General features: G+C 63.9%; 16 protein-coding genes and 1 pseudogene. 2 read left to right on the top strand and 15 right to left on the bottom strand.

Going from position 1 to position 17,596, the window contains the following annotated elements; all coding sequences use genetic code 11:
• Positions 1-19 precede the first annotated feature (19 nt).
• The 12 genes from ACLH0J_RS01395 to ACLH0J_RS01340 are packed head-to-tail and all read right to left on the bottom strand — an operon-like array spanning position 20 to position 10,843.
• Positions 20-2,338, bottom strand: a complete 2,319-nt coding sequence (locus ACLH0J_RS01395) for an MMPL family transporter (protein WP_411390580.1) — start codon at positions 2,336-2,338, stop codon at positions 20-22.
• Positions 2,322-3,017 carry an outer membrane lipoprotein carrier protein LolA gene (locus tag ACLH0J_RS01390; protein WP_411390579.1) on the bottom strand — a complete coding sequence of 232 codons (696 nt, stop codon included), beginning with the start codon at positions 3,015-3,017 and terminating at the stop codon, positions 2,322-2,324. The genes ACLH0J_RS01395 and ACLH0J_RS01390 overlap by 17 nt, the downstream gene beginning before the upstream one ends.
• Positions 3,014-3,439, bottom strand: coding sequence for an acyl-CoA thioesterase (locus tag ACLH0J_RS01385; RefSeq protein WP_411390578.1), 426 nt, complete (start codon positions 3,437-3,439; stop codon positions 3,014-3,016). The genes ACLH0J_RS01390 and ACLH0J_RS01385 overlap by 4 nt, the downstream gene beginning before the upstream one ends.
• Entirely contained in the window at positions 3,432-4,973 is a 1,542-nt protein-coding gene (hutH, locus tag ACLH0J_RS01380) for an HAL/PAL/TAL family ammonia-lyase (RefSeq protein WP_411390577.1), read from the bottom strand. The genes ACLH0J_RS01385 and hutH overlap by 8 nt, the downstream gene beginning before the upstream one ends.
• The gene (locus tag ACLH0J_RS01375; RefSeq protein WP_411390576.1) at positions 4,957-5,892 is read right to left on the bottom strand and encodes a glycosyl transferase; all 936 of its coding nucleotides are present in this window, start codon (positions 5,890-5,892) and stop codon (positions 4,957-4,959) included. The genes hutH and ACLH0J_RS01375 overlap by 17 nt, the downstream gene beginning before the upstream one ends.
• Positions 5,889-6,623: a glycosyltransferase family 2 protein gene (locus ACLH0J_RS01370; protein ID WP_411390575.1), complete on the bottom strand. Its 735-nt coding sequence runs from the start codon at positions 6,621-6,623 to the stop codon at positions 5,889-5,891. The genes ACLH0J_RS01375 and ACLH0J_RS01370 overlap by 4 nt, the downstream gene beginning before the upstream one ends.
• Complete coding sequence (locus tag ACLH0J_RS01365; RefSeq protein WP_411390574.1) at positions 6,616-8,286, bottom strand: AMP-binding protein; 1,671 nt, start codon at positions 8,284-8,286, stop codon at positions 6,616-6,618. The genes ACLH0J_RS01370 and ACLH0J_RS01365 overlap by 8 nt, the downstream gene beginning before the upstream one ends.
• The gene (locus tag ACLH0J_RS01360) at positions 8,283-8,828 is read right to left on the bottom strand and encodes a hypothetical protein (RefSeq protein WP_411390573.1); all 546 of its coding nucleotides are present in this window, start codon (positions 8,826-8,828) and stop codon (positions 8,283-8,285) included. The genes ACLH0J_RS01365 and ACLH0J_RS01360 overlap by 4 nt, the downstream gene beginning before the upstream one ends.
• The gene (locus tag ACLH0J_RS01355) at positions 8,825-9,079 is read right to left on the bottom strand and encodes an acyl carrier protein (RefSeq protein WP_016979215.1); all 255 of its coding nucleotides are present in this window, start codon (positions 9,077-9,079) and stop codon (positions 8,825-8,827) included. Before ACLH0J_RS01355 ends, ACLH0J_RS01360 begins: the two co-directional genes overlap by 4 nt.
• Positions 9,080-9,088: 9 nt before the next feature.
• Positions 9,089-9,358 carry a phosphopantetheine-binding protein gene (locus ACLH0J_RS01350; protein ID WP_010563239.1) on the bottom strand — a complete coding sequence of 90 codons (270 nt, stop codon included), beginning with the start codon at positions 9,356-9,358 and terminating at the stop codon, positions 9,089-9,091.
• A complete protein-coding gene (locus ACLH0J_RS01345; RefSeq protein WP_411390572.1) occupies positions 9,336-10,148 on the bottom strand; it encodes a lysophospholipid acyltransferase family protein in 813 nt (270 codons plus the stop codon). Before ACLH0J_RS01345 ends, ACLH0J_RS01350 begins: the two co-directional genes overlap by 23 nt.
• Positions 10,124-10,843 (bottom strand): beta-ketoacyl synthase chain length factor, encoded by a 720-nt coding sequence (locus tag ACLH0J_RS01340; protein WP_411390571.1) that lies wholly within the window; start codon positions 10,841-10,843, stop codon positions 10,124-10,126. Before ACLH0J_RS01340 ends, ACLH0J_RS01345 begins: the two co-directional genes overlap by 25 nt.
• Before the next feature lie 326 nt (positions 10,844-11,169).
• On the opposite strand from ACLH0J_RS01340, the gene ACLH0J_RS01335 reads away from it, so the two are divergent.
• Entirely contained in the window at positions 11,170-11,940 is a 771-nt protein-coding gene (locus ACLH0J_RS01335) for a ParA family protein (protein ID WP_411390570.1), read from the top strand.
• A 119-nt stretch (positions 11,941-12,059) separates the two neighbouring features.
• Here the strand turns inward: ACLH0J_RS01335 and trxC are convergent, their stop codons facing one another.
• On the bottom strand, positions 12,060-12,494 hold the full coding sequence (gene trxC / locus ACLH0J_RS01330) for a thioredoxin TrxC (protein ID WP_411390569.1): 435 nt from the start codon (positions 12,492-12,494) through the stop codon (positions 12,060-12,062).
• 84 nt (positions 12,495-12,578) lie between these two features.
• On the opposite strand from trxC, the pseudogene ACLH0J_RS01325 reads away from it, so the two are divergent.
• Positions 12,579-12,677: pseudogene (locus ACLH0J_RS01325) on the top strand (transcriptional regulator); the annotation flags it as partial.
• A 21-nt stretch (positions 12,678-12,698) separates the two neighbouring features.
• Here the strand turns inward: ACLH0J_RS01325 and selO are convergent.
• Entirely contained in the window at positions 12,699-14,162 is a 1,464-nt protein-coding gene (gene selO, locus ACLH0J_RS01320; protein WP_411390568.1) for a protein adenylyltransferase SelO, read from the bottom strand.
• 48 nt (positions 14,163-14,210) lie between these two features.
• The gene (gene mscK / locus ACLH0J_RS01315) at positions 14,211-17,549 is read right to left on the bottom strand and encodes a mechanosensitive channel MscK (RefSeq protein WP_411390567.1); all 3,339 of its coding nucleotides are present in this window, start codon (positions 17,547-17,549) and stop codon (positions 14,211-14,213) included.
• Positions 17,550-17,596 lie beyond the last annotated feature (47 nt).

Genomic DNA, 17,596 nt, shown 5'->3' with positions numbered 1-17,596 from the left:
ACATTGGCGATATTCACATTCATTGGGCGTGCTTCTGATGGCCGGCCCAGGGCGCCAGCATAAAGCTGAACGCCAGGCCCAGGCTGACCGACAGGCCGAAATTACTCACTGCGGGTGTACTCGACACCGCCAGCAGGCCGAACGACAACCAGGTCGTCAGCGCCGCCAGCAGTGTTCCCAACAGACTGACCGCAGGGCCGCCGATCTGCTCGCGCATCAAAATCGCATAGTCGACGCTGATGGCCGTGACCAGCAGCAAGCCGAACAGGCTGAACAACGTCAGCGGCTGGCCCAGCCAACCGAGGCTTGCCAGGCTGCAGAGGGCGGCCAGCAGCGGCAGGGCGACGATGCGCAAGGCACCGCCGAAACCGAACGGCAGGATCAGCAACAGCACGATCAGCCCACAGGACATCAACTTCAATTCGGCCGCGCTGATCTGCGTGTCGGCGAACACCCGGTTCAGGTCGCCGAGGCGATCCACCAGTTGCACGCCTGGCAGGTCCAGCGCCTGCACCCGCAGCAGCGCCGGGTTGTTCAAGCCTTGCAGGCTGACCATCGCCGCCACGCCGCCGTCGACCGGGCCGAGCCACAAGGTGCGCCAAGGCTCGGCCAAGGGGCCTACCAGCGCGGCGTCGATGTCTTCGGTGGGCAGCGCTTGCAGTTGCGCGACTTCGGCGTGCAGGGCGCTGGCGGGTACGCCGAGGTCCAGCAGCGGCTGCCAGTGTTGCGCCAGGTTGTTCAGCGCCTCGCGCAGTTGTTGCTGTTCGGCGGGCAGGTTGACCAGTTGGTTGAGCGCCAGGTAGCCCTGCAGCTTGTCCATGTTCACCAGTTGGTCCAGGCGCTGGCTCAAGGCGGCCTGGCGCTCCAGCAACTGCTGCTGGTTGTCTGCACGCACCAGGAAGAACTGGCTGGTGGGCTGGAAACCGGTGATGCGTGCTACGGCCTGGGCTTCTTGCAGCAATTGCGGCGGTGCGCCGATCCACTGGCGGATATCGTTTTTGCTGTTGAGCTGCCACAGGCCACCGACGCAAAACAGCAGCACCCACACCAGCAGCACCGCGCTCGGCACGCGCTTGAGCAACCCCGCCCGCAGTTGCCACAGGCATTCGGTGATGCGCAGCGGCCACTGTGCCGGGCGCAGTTCGACGCCGTTGAGCAGGGCCGGTAACAGGCACACGGCGGATAGATACGCACCGACCAGCCCGGCGGCGGAGAACACCGCGATTTGCGTCAAGGCCGGGAACGGCGTCCAGGCCAGCGCCAGGTAACCGATGCAACTGGTGGCCAGGCTCAGGCTCAGCCCCGGCAAGGTCAGGCGCAACGCCGGCCAACTGCGCCAGGGTTGCAGGCTCCAGCTTTTCGACAGGTAGTGCAGTGGGTAATCCACCGCCACGCCGATCAGGCTCGAGCCCAGCACCAGGGTCATCACATGCATATGGCCGAACAGCGCCACACAGGCCACTGCGCCGAAGAGCATGCCCACCAGCACCGGCACAAAGGCCAGCAGCACGCGCCAACGCCGGAACGCCAGCAACAGCAGCAGCAAAATACCGACGGTCGCGCCGCCGCCCACCCAGGTGATTTCCCGCGTGGCCTGCTGTTGCCCGCTCGCGGCGTAGAGCAGACCGCTGGCGGCGAGCAATTGCACGCCTTGGCTGCTGGCCTGTGCGCGGCTGGCCTGGAGCAAGTCGGCGACCTGCAACGGCAGGTTCATATCGAAGGCATTGCCGGTGGTGTGCGCGCGCAGCAGCACCCAGCTTTTGCCATCGGCCTCGGCGATCAACGCGCCGCTGCCGATATCCAACTGGATCGAACCGCGTTGCGGCTGGCTGTTCTGGATGCGTCCGGTGAGGCCCAGCCAGTCATCCTGGCTCGGCACCAGGCTGAACCCGGTGAAGGGGTCGAACAGGGCTTGCACACGTTGTTGGATGAACGCGTCGGGCTGCTCGACCAGTTGCGCGCGGTCCTTGGCCGAGAGCATCGCCAGGCGCCCGCGCAGCAGTTGTTCGCGCAGGGCCGGCAAGTCGGCCTGCAGGTTCCATTGCACCTTTTCAAACAGCCCACTGGCCTGCCAGCGCTCGCCGAGTTGCTCGGCCATGGTCACGGCTATTTGCCGGTCGGCATGCCCCACCAGCACCAGCATTTGGCGGTTCAGCGGCTCCTGCATGCGTTGTTCGGCTTGCAGTTCCAGGGCGTCCGGCGTGCTGCCCGGCACCAGCTCCATCAGGTTGGCCGACAGCGGCGCGCCATGGCGCCACTGCCAGCCGGCCAGGGCCAGCACCGCCACCAGCAGGATCAGGAACAGGCGCGGCAGCAGGCGCTCACTGGGCAAAGTCATGGCTCTCCGCGTCGCTCAAGGGTTTCCCGGCGGTGCTGTCCTGCATGCGCAGCACGGTGCTGTCGCCCTGGGTCTCCAGCAGCTCGATGGTTTGCACCAACTCGCCCCCGTCGATATTGATCTGGGTGAACACCTGCTTGAGCAGCAGGGAACGCGGGATCAGGGTCAGCTTCCATTGCTGGGCTTCGCCTTGCAGCTGCAGTTCAAAATCGCGCTGCAAACCACTGCTGTCGCCCTGGAGGACGGCGAGGAACAGACGGTTCTGCTCGGCGCCGGCGCTCTTGTTCGGCAGCGCTTGCCAGCCGTTGGCGTCACGGCGCGCAATGCCTTCGGGGCGGATGCGGTAATCCTGTTGCAGCGGGGTTTTGAGCAGCCACAGCAGGCCGTGGTCCTTGGCGAGGACGAAGGTGCCTTTGCTGACCAGAGGTTGTGGCAGGGCGCGCAGGTGTTTTTCCTGGATGAAGCTGCCGTGGATCACGCTGGGTTTAGCCAACTGATCGCTGAGCTGTTGCAGGTCAAAAGCGTGAGCCAGGCTTGGAATGCTTAATAACAGGCTTAACACGATCCCTGTGGGAGCGGGCTTGCTCGCGAGGGACGTTAACGATAACGCGGGTCGCCTGACACTCATCAGGACCCTCAGGATCTTCGCGAGCAAGCTCGCTCCCACAGGGGATCTCATTTCAAAGCTCTCTCTACGGCGTCAGTGAATATTGTTGGTGAGGCCAGTTGCATCTCGCGGCTGGCGATGTCCACCGCCACCTGCACGGTCATGGCGCGGGTCAAACGCTCACCGCTGGCAAGATCGGTGATCAGGTAATTGACCTTCAAGCGGTTCTCCCACTCCACCAGGCTGGCGCGCACGTTGAGGGTCTGGCCGAAGGTGGCGCCGCGCACATAGCGCAGTTGCATGTCGATCACCGGCCACGCATAACCCGACTCGAGCATCGCGGTGTAGTTGTGGCCGATCTTGTCGAGCAAGGCGCACCGGGCGATTTCCAGGTACTTCACGTAATGGCCGTGCCACACCACGTTCATGGTGTCGATATCGAAAAACGGCACGAGGATTTCCGTGTCGCTGTGCAACACGCCCGGGCTACGCATGCAGCCTCCAGTGTTGCTCGGCGATACGTTTGAGGCACAGGCGCAGTTCGCCTTCGAGGGCGCGGTCTTCGATCACGGGCGGGAAGTCCTTGGCCAGTGCCTCGTGCATCGCGGCAAGTGCCGGCGGCAACGGGCGTGCCTCGTCGGCCCGGGCGCGCAGCCACACGCCCTGGTGGGCGGCGAGCAGGGTGGCGGCGGCGACCTGTTCGGTCAGCTCCAGCACACGGATCGCATCGCGGGCGGCGATGGTGCCCATGCTCACCTTGTCCTGGTTATGGCATTCGGTGGAGCGCGAGAACACGCTGGCCGGCATGGTGTTTTTCAGCGCTTCGGCGGTCCAGGCGCTGGTGCCGATCTGTACCGCCTTGAAACCGTGGTTGAGCATCGCGCGGTCGGCCGGGGCGCCGGACAGGTTGCTCGGCAGGCCATGGTTGTAACGCACGTCCACCAGCAGCGCGAGCTGGCGATCGAGCAGGTCGGCGACATTGGCCACCAGGGTCTTGAGGCTGTCCATGGCGAAGGCGATATGGCCGCCGTAGAAGTGCCCGCCGTGCAGCACGCGCTCTTCTTCGGCGTCGATGATCGGGTTGTCGTTGGCGCTGTTCAGTTCGATCTCGATGAACGAACGCAGCCAGTTCAGGCTGTCGGCCAGCACGCCGAGGACGTGGGGCGCGCAGCGCAGCGAGTAGCGATCCTGCAGGCGATGCAGCGGCGCGGTCGGCGCGTCGATGGCCAGGTCCTTGCGCAGCCAGGCCGCGACTTGCATCTGCCCAGGGTGCGGCTTGGCGGCGAACAGGCGCTCGTCGAAGTGTTCCGGGTTGCCTTGCAGCGCCACCACGTTCAGCGCGGTGATGCGCGTGGCCAGTTGCAGCAGGTAATCGGCGCGGGCGAAGGCCAGGCAGGCGAGGCCGGTCATCACCGCAGTGCCATTCATCAGCGCCAGGGCTTCCTTGGGGCGCAGGACCAGCGGGGTCCAGCCCAGTTCGCGGTGGACGTCGATGGCCTGGCGCCGTTCGCCACGGAACAGCACCTCGCGTTCGCCAGACAGGGTCGCGGCCACGTAGGACAGCGGCGTCAGGTCACCGCTGGCGCCCACCGAGCCTTCTTCCGGGATCAGCGGCAGTACGTCGTGTTCGAGGAAGGCGTGCAGACGCTCCAGCAACTCCACGCGCACCCCGGACACGCCGTGGCACAGCGACTGCAACCGCGCGGCGAGCACGGCGCGGGTGGCTTGGGCGTCGAGCAACTTGCCCAGGCCGCAACCGTGGAACGTGTACAGATGACGGGGCAAGGCTTCGACGTGGTGCAACGGCACCGCCACCACGCAGGAGTCGCCGTAGCCGGTGGTCACGCCGTAGATCACGCCTTCCTTGTCCAGCAGCGAGTCGAGGAACTGCGCGCCCTTGGCGATGCGCTGGCGGTAGGCGGCGTCATCCTGTAAGTGCGTGGGCACCTGACGGTTGGCCAGGGCCAGCACGTCTTCGATGCGCAGAGGGCGTTCGCCAAAGGTTACTGGCTCAAGATGCGTCGTCATCGGTCTTCCAGAAAGGGTAAAAGTTGAACCATTGTTGGGGCGCTTGCAGGCAGAACTGGCCCAGGCGTGCGGCGTAGCGCGCGGTCCACTGGGCGATGACCTGTTCGCGGGTGCTGCGTTTCCATTCGATCAGGGCCGCGAAGGGCTCGATGGTCAGGCGATAGCGGCCTTGGTGTTTCAGGCACATCAGCAGGTTCACCGGACATTTGAGCAGGCCGGCCAGCAACCACGGGCCTTGGGGGAAGGCGGCGTCGTGGCCGAGGAAATCCACGCGCACCGTGCGCCCGCCGTGCAGTGGCACGCGGTCGCCGGCAATCGCCAGCCATTCGCCGTCGTCCAGGCGCTGGCTGAGCAGCAGCATGGTGGCCGGGTCCAGCTCGCTGACCTGGATCAGACGCAAATGGGTGGCGCCGGCTTCGCCCAGCAGGCGGTTGAAACGTTCGGCGTGCTTGGTGTGCACCAGCACGTTCATGGTCACCTGTTCGCCGATCTCCGCCAGCGCGCGGCACACTTCGAGGTTGCCCAGGTGCGCGCCGACCAGCATCTGCCCGCGTTCGCCACGCAGTTGCCCGCGCAGTTTGGCCGGGTCGTTGATCTCGATCTGTTCCAGGCGCAGCTTGCCGTTCCACACGTCGAGTTTGTCGAGCAGCGAGTCGGCAAAGGCCATGAACTGGCCGAACACGCTGCGCTGGCTGGGACGCAATTCGTCGCGCCCGCTCCACTCGGCCAGGCGCTGCTGGTATTGCCAGGCGCTCTGGCGCGCGGTGCGGCCGAACAGGAAGAAGTACAACACGATGCCGTACAGCACCGGGCTCAACAGCCGGCGGCCGAGGACCTTGGCGGCCACGGCGGTGAGTTTCATCAGCCAGTAGCTGCCGCGTTCCTCACGGTCGGCCCAGTGTTTGCCGCTGTTGCTCATGCCTGCCACCGTCGCCACAGGATCATCGGCGCGCGGATCAACATGCCGAAGAACAGCCGGGTGTGCATGGCTGAAATGCGCACGTTGTCGCGGAACAGGCGGAAGTGGGACAGCCCGTCGGCGGGGTAATGCACCTGGGTCGGCAGCCAGCGCATCGGTTGGTTGCGCCAGGCCAGGCGCACCAGGATGTCCGTGTCGAAATCCATGTGGGTGCCGATGTAGGCCGAGTCCATCAGTGCCAGGGTTGGTGCCAGCGGATACACACGAAAGCCGCACATCGAGTCGCGAATCTGCAGCGACAGGGTGTTGATCCACACCCACACGTGGGTCAGGTAGCGCGCGTACAGGCGACCTTTGGGCACGCTTTCGTCGTATTCGGGGTAGCCGCAGATGATCGCGGTGGGCTGCCGGCGGGAGGCGTCGATGAAGGTCTCGACTTCGCGCAGATCGTGTTGGCCGTCGGCGTCCACTTGCAGGGCATGGGAGAAGCCCAGGCGAGCGGCCTCGCGAAAGCCGGCCATCACCGCACCGCCCTTGCCCTGGTTGCGGGGCAGGGTCAGCAGGGTGACGTGCTCGAGCGTCGCCAACTGCGCCAGCACTGCCGCGCACGCGGGGCTGCTGCCATCGTCCACCAGCAGGCAGGGCAGGCCGCTGTGCAACAGGCTGTCGACCACGGCCGGCACGGCGGTTTCGTGGTTATAGACCGGGATCAGGGCGCAGGGCTTATACATGGGCGGCTTCCAATTGGATCCGGCCGCTGGAACAGGCCGCGACACCATTGCGGTAGGCGAAATACAACTTGCCGCGTTCCGCGTCGAAGCGCAGATGCAGTTCAATGCGATCGCCCGGGCGTACCAGTTGCTGGAACTTGAGCACTTCCATCCCGGCAAAGGTCGGCGGCAGGTCCAGGCATTGTTGGCCCAGGTTGAACGCCCACTCCACTTGCACCACGCCGGGCAGCACCGGGGTGACGGGGAAGTGGCCGCTGAAGTAGGCCAGGTCCGGTGGCACGCTCAGTTGCAGGGTCCATTCGCCGTCGACTTCGACTTGCTCCAGTACGTCCGGGGTTTTCGGCCGGGGTGCCAGCAACAGCGCTTCGACGTCGGCCTGGGGCAGTTTGCCTTGGCTGTTCAGCGGCAGTTGGCGCAGCAAGCGCCAGCGACGCGGCAGGGCCAGGGCTTCGCAATGTTGGTTCAGGTGCTGGCGCAGGGTGTGGGTCACGGTGCGTCGGCCCTGGTTGCGCAGGGCGTGCAGGCCTTCGTCGTTGAGCACGACGAGCGCGCCGAGGAAGGCACGGTTTTCCTGCACCACGCCCAGGCGGGTTTCGGCGACCCACGGGTGGGTCATCAAGGCCTGTTCGAGCATGGGCAGGGAGATGCGTTTTTCTTCCAGCTTGACGATGCGGTCCAGGCGCCCGAGCAGCTCGAAGCGGCCATCGGCGTGGATGCGCGCGGCGTCGGCCGTCTGTTCGACATGCCCGGCGGGCAGGTACGGTGAGGCGATGCGCAGGGCGCCGTCGGTGTCCTGGCTCAGTTGCACGTCGGCAAACGGCTGCCATGGTTGTGCGCCCTGGCGCCAGGCGATGCCACCGGTTTCCGAGCTGCCGAGGATTTCTGTCGGCCATTGCTGCAAGCGGTCGTAGAGACTGCCGGCGGCGTCGACGGGCAAGGCGCCGCCGGAGGAAAACACCTTCGATACCTGGCGCAGCGCCGGCCAATCGAGGTTGTCGCCCATGCGCTTGAGCAGCGCGGGGCTGGCGACCCAGGCAAATTGCCCGTGCTCGCGGCTGGCGCGCTGCATGTCTTCGGGGAACGCCAGTTGCTTGCGCACAAAGGTGCGACCGGCGCACAGCGGCCACAACACACGAAACAGCAAGCCGTAGATGTGCTGGGTGGCCACGCTGCCGATGATGCAGGCGTCTTTAAGGTCGGCGCCCCACAAGGTTTCCAGCGCCTGCACTTCGTTGGCCAGTTGGCGCAGGGTCTTGTCGATGCGTTTGGGCTCGCCGCTGGAGCCGGAGGTGCACAGGCTCAACTGGCAGGCGTCCAGATCCAGTGCTGCCGGGCTCAATGGTGCCTGGTACAGCGCGTCGAGATCGGTGGCTTCCACCAGCCAGGCATCCACGGCATCGGCCCAGCGTTGGCGGGTCTGGGGTTGCAGGTCGGCAGGCAGCAGCACGCTGGTCCCGGCGCGCCAGGCGCCGAGCAGGGCAATCGCCAGCAGCCCGGCATCTTCCAGGTGCACGGCCAGGCGCTGAATGCCACGCGCTTGCAGGCCCGCCGCCAGTTGCAGGGATTGCGCCCACAATTGGGCGTGATTCATCGCAGGTTCGGTGGTGACCCCACGCTGTTGCAGCGGCTCGAGCAGCAGGTGCTCAAGTTTCAACCCATTCATATGCGGCCTCGAACCCTTTGTCGTACCAGCCATTCCACGGCAAACAACAGCCCCATCAGCCCGTAGGCGATCAGGCCGTTGTACAACGTCCACCAGCTCAACGGTGCCCACAGGGTGAGGGCGGCGGCGAGCAGGCCATTACACAGAAAAAACACACTCCACACCACGGTGACCTGGCGCGTATACACAATGGCCCGGGGCGGTAGCTGTGGATCGGTCATGCGTGCCAGGCGCTCGACCATCGGCGGGCCGTATTTCAGGCTCAGACCGAACAGCGCCAGCATGAACGCGCTGACCAGGCTCGGGTACCAGCGCAACAGGTGCGGGTTGTCGAACCAGGCCAGGCCCAGGCAAAACACGATCACGGCCACGGCCATCCAGCGGCTGCCGGGGCGGCGTGCACCCGTCAGCGCGCGCAACAGCCACAGGCTGCCCAGCAGCAGGCCGAATTGCCATGGCGCGAAGTGCTCGGTGCCGTAATACACCGCAAAGGGGTACAGCAGCCCCGCCAGCAACAGGCCAAGGCTGATCAGTCGGCTCATGCGGCGGGCGTGACCAGACGGTACACCGCCTCAACCACGTCGTTGACGGTGCGCACCGCCTTGAACTCTTCGGCGGCGATCTTCTTGCCGGTCTGGCGTTTGATATGGTCGATCAGGTCCACGGCGTCGATGCTGTCGATTTCCAGGTCCTGGTACAGATTGGCGTCGAGGGTGACGCGTTCCGGCGGTAGTTCGAACAGTTCCACCAAGGCATCGCGCAGGGTGTTGAAAATATCGTCACGAGTTTGCATGGTCCGGTCTCAAGCTGCCTGTCTGGCCGTGACGAACGCCGCAAGGCTGGCCACGTTGGTGAAGTGATTGCGGGTGTCCTTGGCGTCGGCATCGATCTTGATGCCGTACTTTTTCTGGATCGCCAGGCCCAATTCCAGGGCGTCTACCGAATCCAGGCCGAGGCCTTCGCCGAACAGGGTTTGATCGCTGCCGATATCGTCGGCGCTGATGTCTTCCAGGCCCAGGGCCTCGATGATCAGCGTTTTTATGTCGTGCTCAAGGCGGTGTTGGTCGCTCATCTTCGGCGAGCTCCTTAATGAAATAGTGATGCAGGTAATCGTTGAGCTTGCGTGAAGCCTGGGGCGCAGGCCCTAGTGCAGCAAAGGCCTGTGGTTCTATATCGGCACCCACGCGCAAACTGAAGTGCACGCGACGTTTTGGGATGCGGTACCAGGGTTCGGCCTTGGTCAGGGTGGTGGGGCTGACCTTGATCACCACGGGGGTGATGATTGTCGCACCGCGCAGGGCAATGGCGGCGCCGCCGCGATGAAAGGCAGGCGCCGCGCCGGGTGTGGTGCGGGTGCCTTCCGGGAAAATGATCAGGGTCTGGCCGGCTTGCAGGGCGCCGGCGGCGGCATCGAGCATCTCGGCGCTGCCGTCGTTGCTGATATAGCCCGCATCGCGCACCGGGCCGCGGGTGAAGGGGTTCTGCCACAGGCTCTGCTTGACCACGCAGTTGGCCTGGCGCACCAGGCCGATCAGGAACACCACGTCGATCAGCGACGGGTGGTTGGCGATGATCATCTGGCCCGGACGCCCGAGGTGCTCGGCGCCTTCGACGCTGTAGGTCAGCACGCCGGCGCGCTGCATCAGGCGGATAAAGAACCAGAACAGCCAACTGATGGTGTGGCGGGCGCGGCGGCGGTGGTTGTCTGCGTTCCCTGGCAGGCAACTGAGCAGGGGAAACACCAGCAAACGCAGGCACAGGCCGCCGAAGCCGAACAGCGCAAAGCTGGCAGCGGTAGCGAACAGGCGCCAGTAATAGGCGTCCCGTGGTTTGGCGCTCATGGCTTGCGTTGCCAGTTCCATACACGGTTCTTCCAGGCATGTTGGCAGGCGACCTGTTCAGTGAGCAGGGTGCGCAGCAGGTCCAGGGCGTGGGGCCACTGGGTGTGAGTGAGTTGGACAGTGCCGCGGCTGAGTTCCAGTTGCCACTCGTCGCCTGGGGTCAGCAGCAGGCCGAGGGCGTAAGGGAAGGGCACATCCGAGATCCAGCCGGCATAGGCGTCGGGGGGCTGTTCTTCGGTGATCACCAGCAGCACCGCCGGGGCGCCTTCGTTGAGCAGCGCGGCGGCTTCGAGCATGCCGTGCTCGAGGCCATCGCCGGCGGCGGCGAGGGCGGTCATTTCCGCGGTTTCATTGCGCAGGATCGACCACAGGCCGATCACCGCGTTATGCACCGACAGGCTGAACTGGGTCGGCGACAGTGGCTGGTCGTTGGCCAGGTCGCTGAGGATATCGAGGGTGCGCGGGGTTTCGCCATGCCGGGAAATGAACACCAGGGGCAAATCCGGCAGGCCTTCGGCCAGCGGCCAGCCCACGGCGAAGGCCATGCGCGCCAGGCGGCTCAGGCGGCGGCGCTGCATGGCCGGCAGGAACGACACGTCGGGGCAAGCGTCGCTGGCGGGCAGCAATGCCGGGGCCTGGCACCAGGCGTGCCAGTCGTCCGCGCTTTCCAGGCCGGGGGCCCAGGCGCGCCATTGGGCGATATTGAAAGTGATCACTGAGAGGTTATCCCGCCCCTGCGGGCTTCCATGTGCGGCTTTTGGCCCCGAATACCGGGACAGGGAGCAATCGCCGAATGGCGCGCATTATCGCGGTGCCGTGGGGTTCTAGCAAACTTTGTGCATGGGCGATGACAAATGGGCGGTAGAGGTTTGCCGAGTGTTCATTTCCGGGAGGCAGCTGGATTGTCGGATGTTTCCTTTTCATTTGTGCGGTGCATTACTAATGTCTATCCGTCATGCGCCAATGCATGGATGAACGAGGTAGCTAACAGGCGCTTTTGCCCTCTACACTCGGACATTCATTGATACACGGAGGTTTTTCCATGCGGCGCGTGGTGTTCAATCAAAAAGGCGGCGTTGGCAAGTCCAGCATCGCCTGCAACCTGGCGGCGGTCAGCGCCAGTGAAGGCTATCGGACCCTGTTGGTGGACCTCGATGCACAAGCCAACTCAACCCAGTACCTTACCGGGCTGACCGGCGATGATATCCCGATGGGCATTGCTGAATTCTTCAAGCAAACCCTGTCGTCCGGGCCGTTTTCAAAGAAGAACCGCGTCGATATCTACGAAACGCCGTTCGACAACCTGCATGTGATCACTGCCACGGCAGAACTGGCGGACCTGCAGCCCAAGCTGGAGGCCAAGCACAAGATCAACAAGTTGCGAAAATTGTTGGACGAGCTGAGCGAAGATTACGACCGGATTTACCTGGATACGCCACCGGCGTTGAATTTTTACGCGGTTTCGGCGTTGATCGCTGCTGATCGTGTACTGATTCCCTTCGATTGCGACAGTTTTTCCCGCCAGGCGCTGTATGGCCTGCTGGCTGAAATCGAGGAATTGAAGGAAGACCACAACGAGGACCTTGAGGTGGAAGGCATTGTGGTCAACCAGTTCCAGGCGCGAGCGAGCCTGCCGCAGCAGATGCTCGATGAGTTGATCGCCGAGGGCTTGCCGGTGTTGCCGGTGTACCTGGCCAGCTCGGTGCGCATGCGCGAGTCGCACCAGGAAAACAAACCGCTGATTCACCTGGACCCACGGCATAAGCTGACGCTGCAGTTTGTGGAGTTGCATAACCTGCTGGAAAACGCCTGATCTGAGACACACCGCAGAACCCATGTGGGAGGGGGCTTGCTCCCGATGGCGGTGTGTCAGGGCCTGATGTGTTGGCTGATCCATCGCTATCGGGAGCAAGCCCCCTCCCACACTGCGGGTTACACCCCTTGGCTGCGCAACCAGCTCATCAGCTGCGGCAAGGGAAATGCTCCGCTCTGGCGCGCCACTTCGCGGCCGTTTTTGAACAGAATCAAACTGGGGATCGAACGAATCCCCAACTGCGCCGACAACTGCTGATTGGCCTCGCTGTCCAGCTTGGCCAACCGGCACTTGCCCGTGAGCTGTCCCGCCGCCTGTTCGAATACCGGCGCAAACGACTTGCATGGCCCGCACCAATCGGCCCACACATCCACCAGCAACGGCAGGTCGCCCTTGATCTGGCTGGCGTAGTCGCCTTGTTTCAGCTCGAAAGGCTTGCTCAGTAACACCGGTTGCTTGCAACGCCCGCACTTGGGCGCATCAGCCAGGCGTTCGCCGGGGATGCGATTGAGGCCGTTGCAGTGCGGGCAGGGAATGACAAGAGGGCTGGACATGGTGGCGCTCCTTTGAGACTGGCCAATAGATCCTATTTGGAGTCCGGTCTGGGGTTTATCAAGGCGTGGGAGCGTGTTCTGTTTTCAAATCCGCTTATGAGTCTGGTGGATATTCTCAGTGACAGGATCGAAGCCTACGATCACGAGCATCGTCCGATGCCCATCGTCAGTGGTGTTGACGTGGAGACGTTCATCTAGCCGACTCTACGAAGAACAACTGATCTCCAGATGCTTGCCCCAATCCGGCGGCCGCTGGGCGTATTGCTCCATCCCCGCTTGTTCCTCGAACGGCTTGGAAAGCACCTCGTGCAGCCGTCGCACTTCGCTGTAATCGCCTGACTCGGCGGCGGTGATGGCGTTTTGTGCGAGGTAGTTGCGCAGGATGTACAGCGGGTTCACCGCGTGCATCCGCGCACGGCGCTGTGTTTCGGTGTCATCGCCATCCCGGGCAATGCGGGCGGTGTACACCTCGGCCCAGGCATCGAACCCGGCCCTGTCGACAAAATCATCGCGCAGGCGCGTCACGGCCAGCGCCGCCGGCTCGTCCCCCAGGCGGCGGAAGAACAGCGTGTAATCCACGCCACTGTTCTGCATCAGTTTGAGCAAGCGTTCCACCAGCGCCTGGTCATCGTCTTCGGCGGTGGTCAGCCCCAGTCGGCGGCGCATTAGGTCCAGGTAGTGGGCCTGATACAGCGGCAGGTACAGGCCAAGGGCTTCTTTCAAGGCATCGACGCTGATAAACGGTGTGAGTGCCTGGGCCAGCGCGCTGAGGTTCCACTGGCCGATGGGCACTTGATTGCTGAACGAGTAACGCCCTTCGTGATCGGAATGGTTGCAGATGAAGTGCGCGTCGAAGTCGTCGAGAAACGCAAAGGGCCCGAAGTCGAAGGTGATGCCCAGGATCGACATGTTGTCGGTGTTCATCACCCCATGGCAAAAGCCATACGCCTGCCATTTGGCGATCATTTCGGCGTTGCGCTCGACGATTTCGCGGAACATCGCCAGATACGGCTCGGGTTGTTCGCGGCATTCGGGGTAGTGCAGCTTCAACACATGCTCGGCCAGTTCGGCCTGCTGTTCGGGCTTCTTGGTGTAGTAGAAGTATTCGAAATGGCCGAAGCGGATATGGCTGTTGGCCAGGCGCAGCACCATCGCGCCGCGTTCCTGTTTCTCGCGCCACACCGGGGTGTTCGAGCCGATCACGCAGAGTGCGCGGCTGCTGGGGATGCCCAACGCGTGTAGCGCTTCCGAGGCCAGGAATTCACGAATCGAAGAACGCAGCACCGCGCGCCCATCGCCCATGCGCGAGTACGGCGTCTGCCCGGCGCCCTTGAGGTGCAGGTCCCAGTGCTCGCCGGCGGCGTTATACACCTCGCCCAGCAACAACCCGCGGCCGTCGCCCAATTGCGGGGTGTAGCCACCGAATTGATGCCCGGAATACACCATCGCCCGCGGCTCGGCTTCGGCCCACAGCGTGTGGCCGCCGAACAGTTCGGCGAACACAGGCGTCTCGGCCAGCGCCGGGTCGAGGTCGAGCAGGGCCATGGCGGCGGGGCTCGCCACCACCAGGCGTGGCTCGTCGAGGGGCTCGGGCAGGACGTGGGTTGAGAACGCGTCGCCCAGGCGTGCGAAGCGGTTGTCGAAGGTCAGTTCGTCGAGGGCTTTCACCGGCCATCTCCAGCAGAATGTCCGAGCATTCTGCTGGGGATAAGGCGTTTAGTCGAGTTTGCTCGGCGGTGGTTCTTGCACGCCGCCGTCGTTGGCGGGCTTGGCGGGGGTGTCGACTTCCACCAGTTTGTATTCCTGGCCGTGGAGGTTCTTGAGGTACACCTCCATCTGCCGGAACGAGATGTTGATGTGGTGGTTCTTGAACTCGCGGTTGATAAAGCGGTTCACTTCGTCGATCACCGGGTTGCGGTCGCCCAGGTCACGCACGTGCATGCGCAGTTCGTGGTCGAGGGTGCTTTCGCCGAAGTTGAGGAAGTACACGTGGGGTTCCGGATCCTTCAGCACCCGTGGGTTTTCCCGCGCGGCCTTGAGCAACAATTCCTTCACCAGATCCAGGTCGGAGCCGTAGTCCACGCCCAGCTTGAGGGTGACGCGGGTGATGGTGTCGGTCAGCGACCAGTTGATCAGTTGCCCGGTGATGAACGTCTTGTTCGGGACAATGATGTCCTTGCGGTCGAAGTCGGTGATGGTGGTGGCGCGGATGCGGATCTTGCTCACCGTGCCCGACAGGTTGCCGATGGTGATGGTGTCGCCGATGCGTACCGGGCGCTCGAACAGGATCATGATGCCGGAGATGAAGTTGGCGAAGATCTCCTGCATGCCGAAGCCCAGCCCCACCGACAGCGCGGCCACCAGCCATTGCAGTTTGTCCCAGCTCACGCCGAGGGTGGACAGGGTCGACACGAAGCCCACGCCGGCAATCACATAAGACAGCAGCGTGGTGGTGGCATAGGCGCTGCCCTGGGCCAGTTCCAGCTTGGACAGCACCAGCACTTCGAGCAATCCGGGCAGGTTACGCGCCAGGGCGAAGGTGATGCCGATGATGATCAGCGCGCCGAGCAGGTCGCCGATGCTGATGGGCACCATGCTGACATTGGCGCCGGTGCCGCTGGTGTATTCGTAGAGGGTGACGTTGTCCAGGTAGGAAAATACCGAGATCAGGTCGGACCAGACCCAGTACAGCGCGGCGATAAAACCGCCGAGCAAGGCCAGGCGGATCAGGCGCATGGACTGGTCGTTGACTTGCTCGATGTCCAGGGTCGGTTCTTCGATCACCACTTCGCCTTCACCGGCTTCCTTGGCGGCCTGGCGTTTGGCCAGGGCGCGGGCGTAGGCCAGGCGCCGTGCGGCGACACCCAGGCCGCGCACGAAAGTGGCTTCGATCACCAGCCACAACATCAGCAGGTACAGGGTGTTGATCAGCCGGTCGCTGAGCTTGAGCGCGGTGTAGTAGTAGCCAAAGCACACGGCGATAAACAGGGCGATGGGCAGGGCGGTAAACACCAGGCCCATGGCTTTACGAAACAGCGAGGCTTTTTCGTGGGTCGGGCTGTGCATCAGCAGACGGCCCAGCAGCCAGGTCATCAGCGCGTAGCACAGCAGCACCACGCCGATGCCCAGCACGTCGTCGGCCAGCGCCGCCGGTTGGTGCTCGGCAATCGCCACCACGGCCACCAGAGCCAGCACCACCAGCCCGAGCTTGCGTACCCAGTCCTGGAGGAATTCGACCTGGGGTTTCTCCCAGCGGAAGTGCAACTCGGCCACGCCGCCCGGCGCGAGGATGCGGTACGCGGTGTAGAACACCAGCCAGGCCTGGGCGATCTGCAGCAGGGCCGCGCCAAGGTTGGCGTTCTGTCCACGGGCGTCGATCTGCAGCGCGTAGCCGCACAGCGCCAGGCCCAGCGCCACCGGCATGGCCAGCAGGATGTTCACCAGGATCGCCTGGGGGGTGTGCCACTGGCTGTCGCGCTTGAAGTGGCCGATGTCCAGGTGGACCTTTTTCAGCCGCGCGTACAGGGCGTTGCGCCGCCACAGCAGGGCGCCGATCAACAGCAACAATGGCAGGAACAGCAGCGGGCGCTGGGTCAGGCCGTCGTACAGCTCGCTGATACTGGAAGCCCAGGGCAGGGTAGCGACTTGCTTGCTCAGGTGCGCCGGAATGGTCTCCAGCCACTCGGTGTCCAGGGGCTTGTTGCTGGGAATCCAGAACATTTGCTCATCGAGGGTCGCGCGCAGCGTCGTCGCGGTGCTCAGCAGTTGCTTCTGGTTCAGTTGCAGGGTGATGGATTCGTTCAGCAGCGCGCTCAGCTCACGGCTCAGGCGTTCGAGCAGGTCGCTGCGGGTGATCGCCAGTTCCAGCAAGGTCCGGCGCAGTTGCGGGGTGACATCTTCCGGTGGCTGGTTGGCGAGCAGGTTATCCACATAGGTGCTGGGGGAACTGATCAGCTCGCGCTGCTGGTTGACCTCGAACTGGTACAGGCGAATGTTGGCGATGTCGTCCGCCAGGTCGCGGTCCACGGTCAGGCGTGGCAACGCCTGTTTTTGCTTATAGAGGATCTTGGAGAGCAGCAGGCTGCCCTTGAGCACGTTGATCTGTTCGTCCAGCGCCGCATCGCTCTGGGTCACGGTGTCCAGTTGCTGCTTGGTCTGCAGGTTTTTCTGGGTCAGGTCGTTGAGGCGGTCGGTGCTTTTGAGCAGGTAGTCGGAGAGCTTCAGGTTGGCCGCGCTTTCCGTGGCCAGGAGGCTGCTGCCGCCGGCTTTCTGCGCTTCGATGGACTGCTGGGTCACGGTCTGCTGGGACTGGGCCAGGCGTTTCTGGTTGATCAGGGTTTGCAGGTCCTGGATCTCTTGTTCCAGGCGCGCGGTCTTTTCCACCACCAGGTCGTGCTGGCTGTTGCCCAGGTCTTGCAGTTGGCTGTTACCGGCCAGTTCCTGGCGGCGCAGCGGGATCAGTGCATTGAGCGACGCCAGTTCGGCGTTCAACTGGTTGCGCTGGTCGGCGCTGAGGGTTTTGCCATTGTCCTTGCCGGCCTTGAGGGTTGCGTTGATCTGCTGGATGCGCGTCTGGCTGCTGCTGATTTCGGTCTGGGCGCGCTCGGGGCGGGTCTGGGCGGCGATGGTCAGGCTGTTGGCGTCGGCCAGGTCTTTTTGCAGGTCGCCTTGCTGGGTGGTGCGCTGCACCAGCAGTTGCTCGAGTTGCGGCACCGGCAAGGTGGCGTAGCGTTGGGCTACCGGGATGACCTTGGTAGCCTTGAGCCGGGTCAGCTCGCGCTGGTTCTCGGTGGTCTGGCGCGGCGCGTCTTCCAACTGGCGCTTGAGGTCGGTGAGGCGCTGCTCGTAATCCTGCTTGTTGCCCAGGTAGGTCAGGGTCTGTTGCAGGATCGACTGCAGCGCCTTCATGTCGGCGTCGGGCAGCTTGCGGTCGGGCAGCTTGTCCAGGGTTTGCTGGATGGCGTCGGCGCTGGGCGGCTCGGCGGCGTGTACGCTGCCGACACAAAGGGTCAGGCCCAGCAGGGCAGTGGCGAGAAAAGTGCGCAGGGTTGGCATAGAGACCGGTCGAGCAAGGTGAAGAATCGGGGCGTTGTCGCCCCGCA

This window comes from Pseudomonas sp. MPB23 (genome assembly GCF_046605395.1).
In the GTDB taxonomy this organism is placed as follows: Bacteria; Pseudomonadota; Gammaproteobacteria; order Pseudomonadales; family Pseudomonadaceae; genus Aquipseudomonas.
The sequence above is the reverse complement of the archived record's forward strand: the minus strand, read 5'-3'. Positions and strand labels throughout refer to the sequence as shown.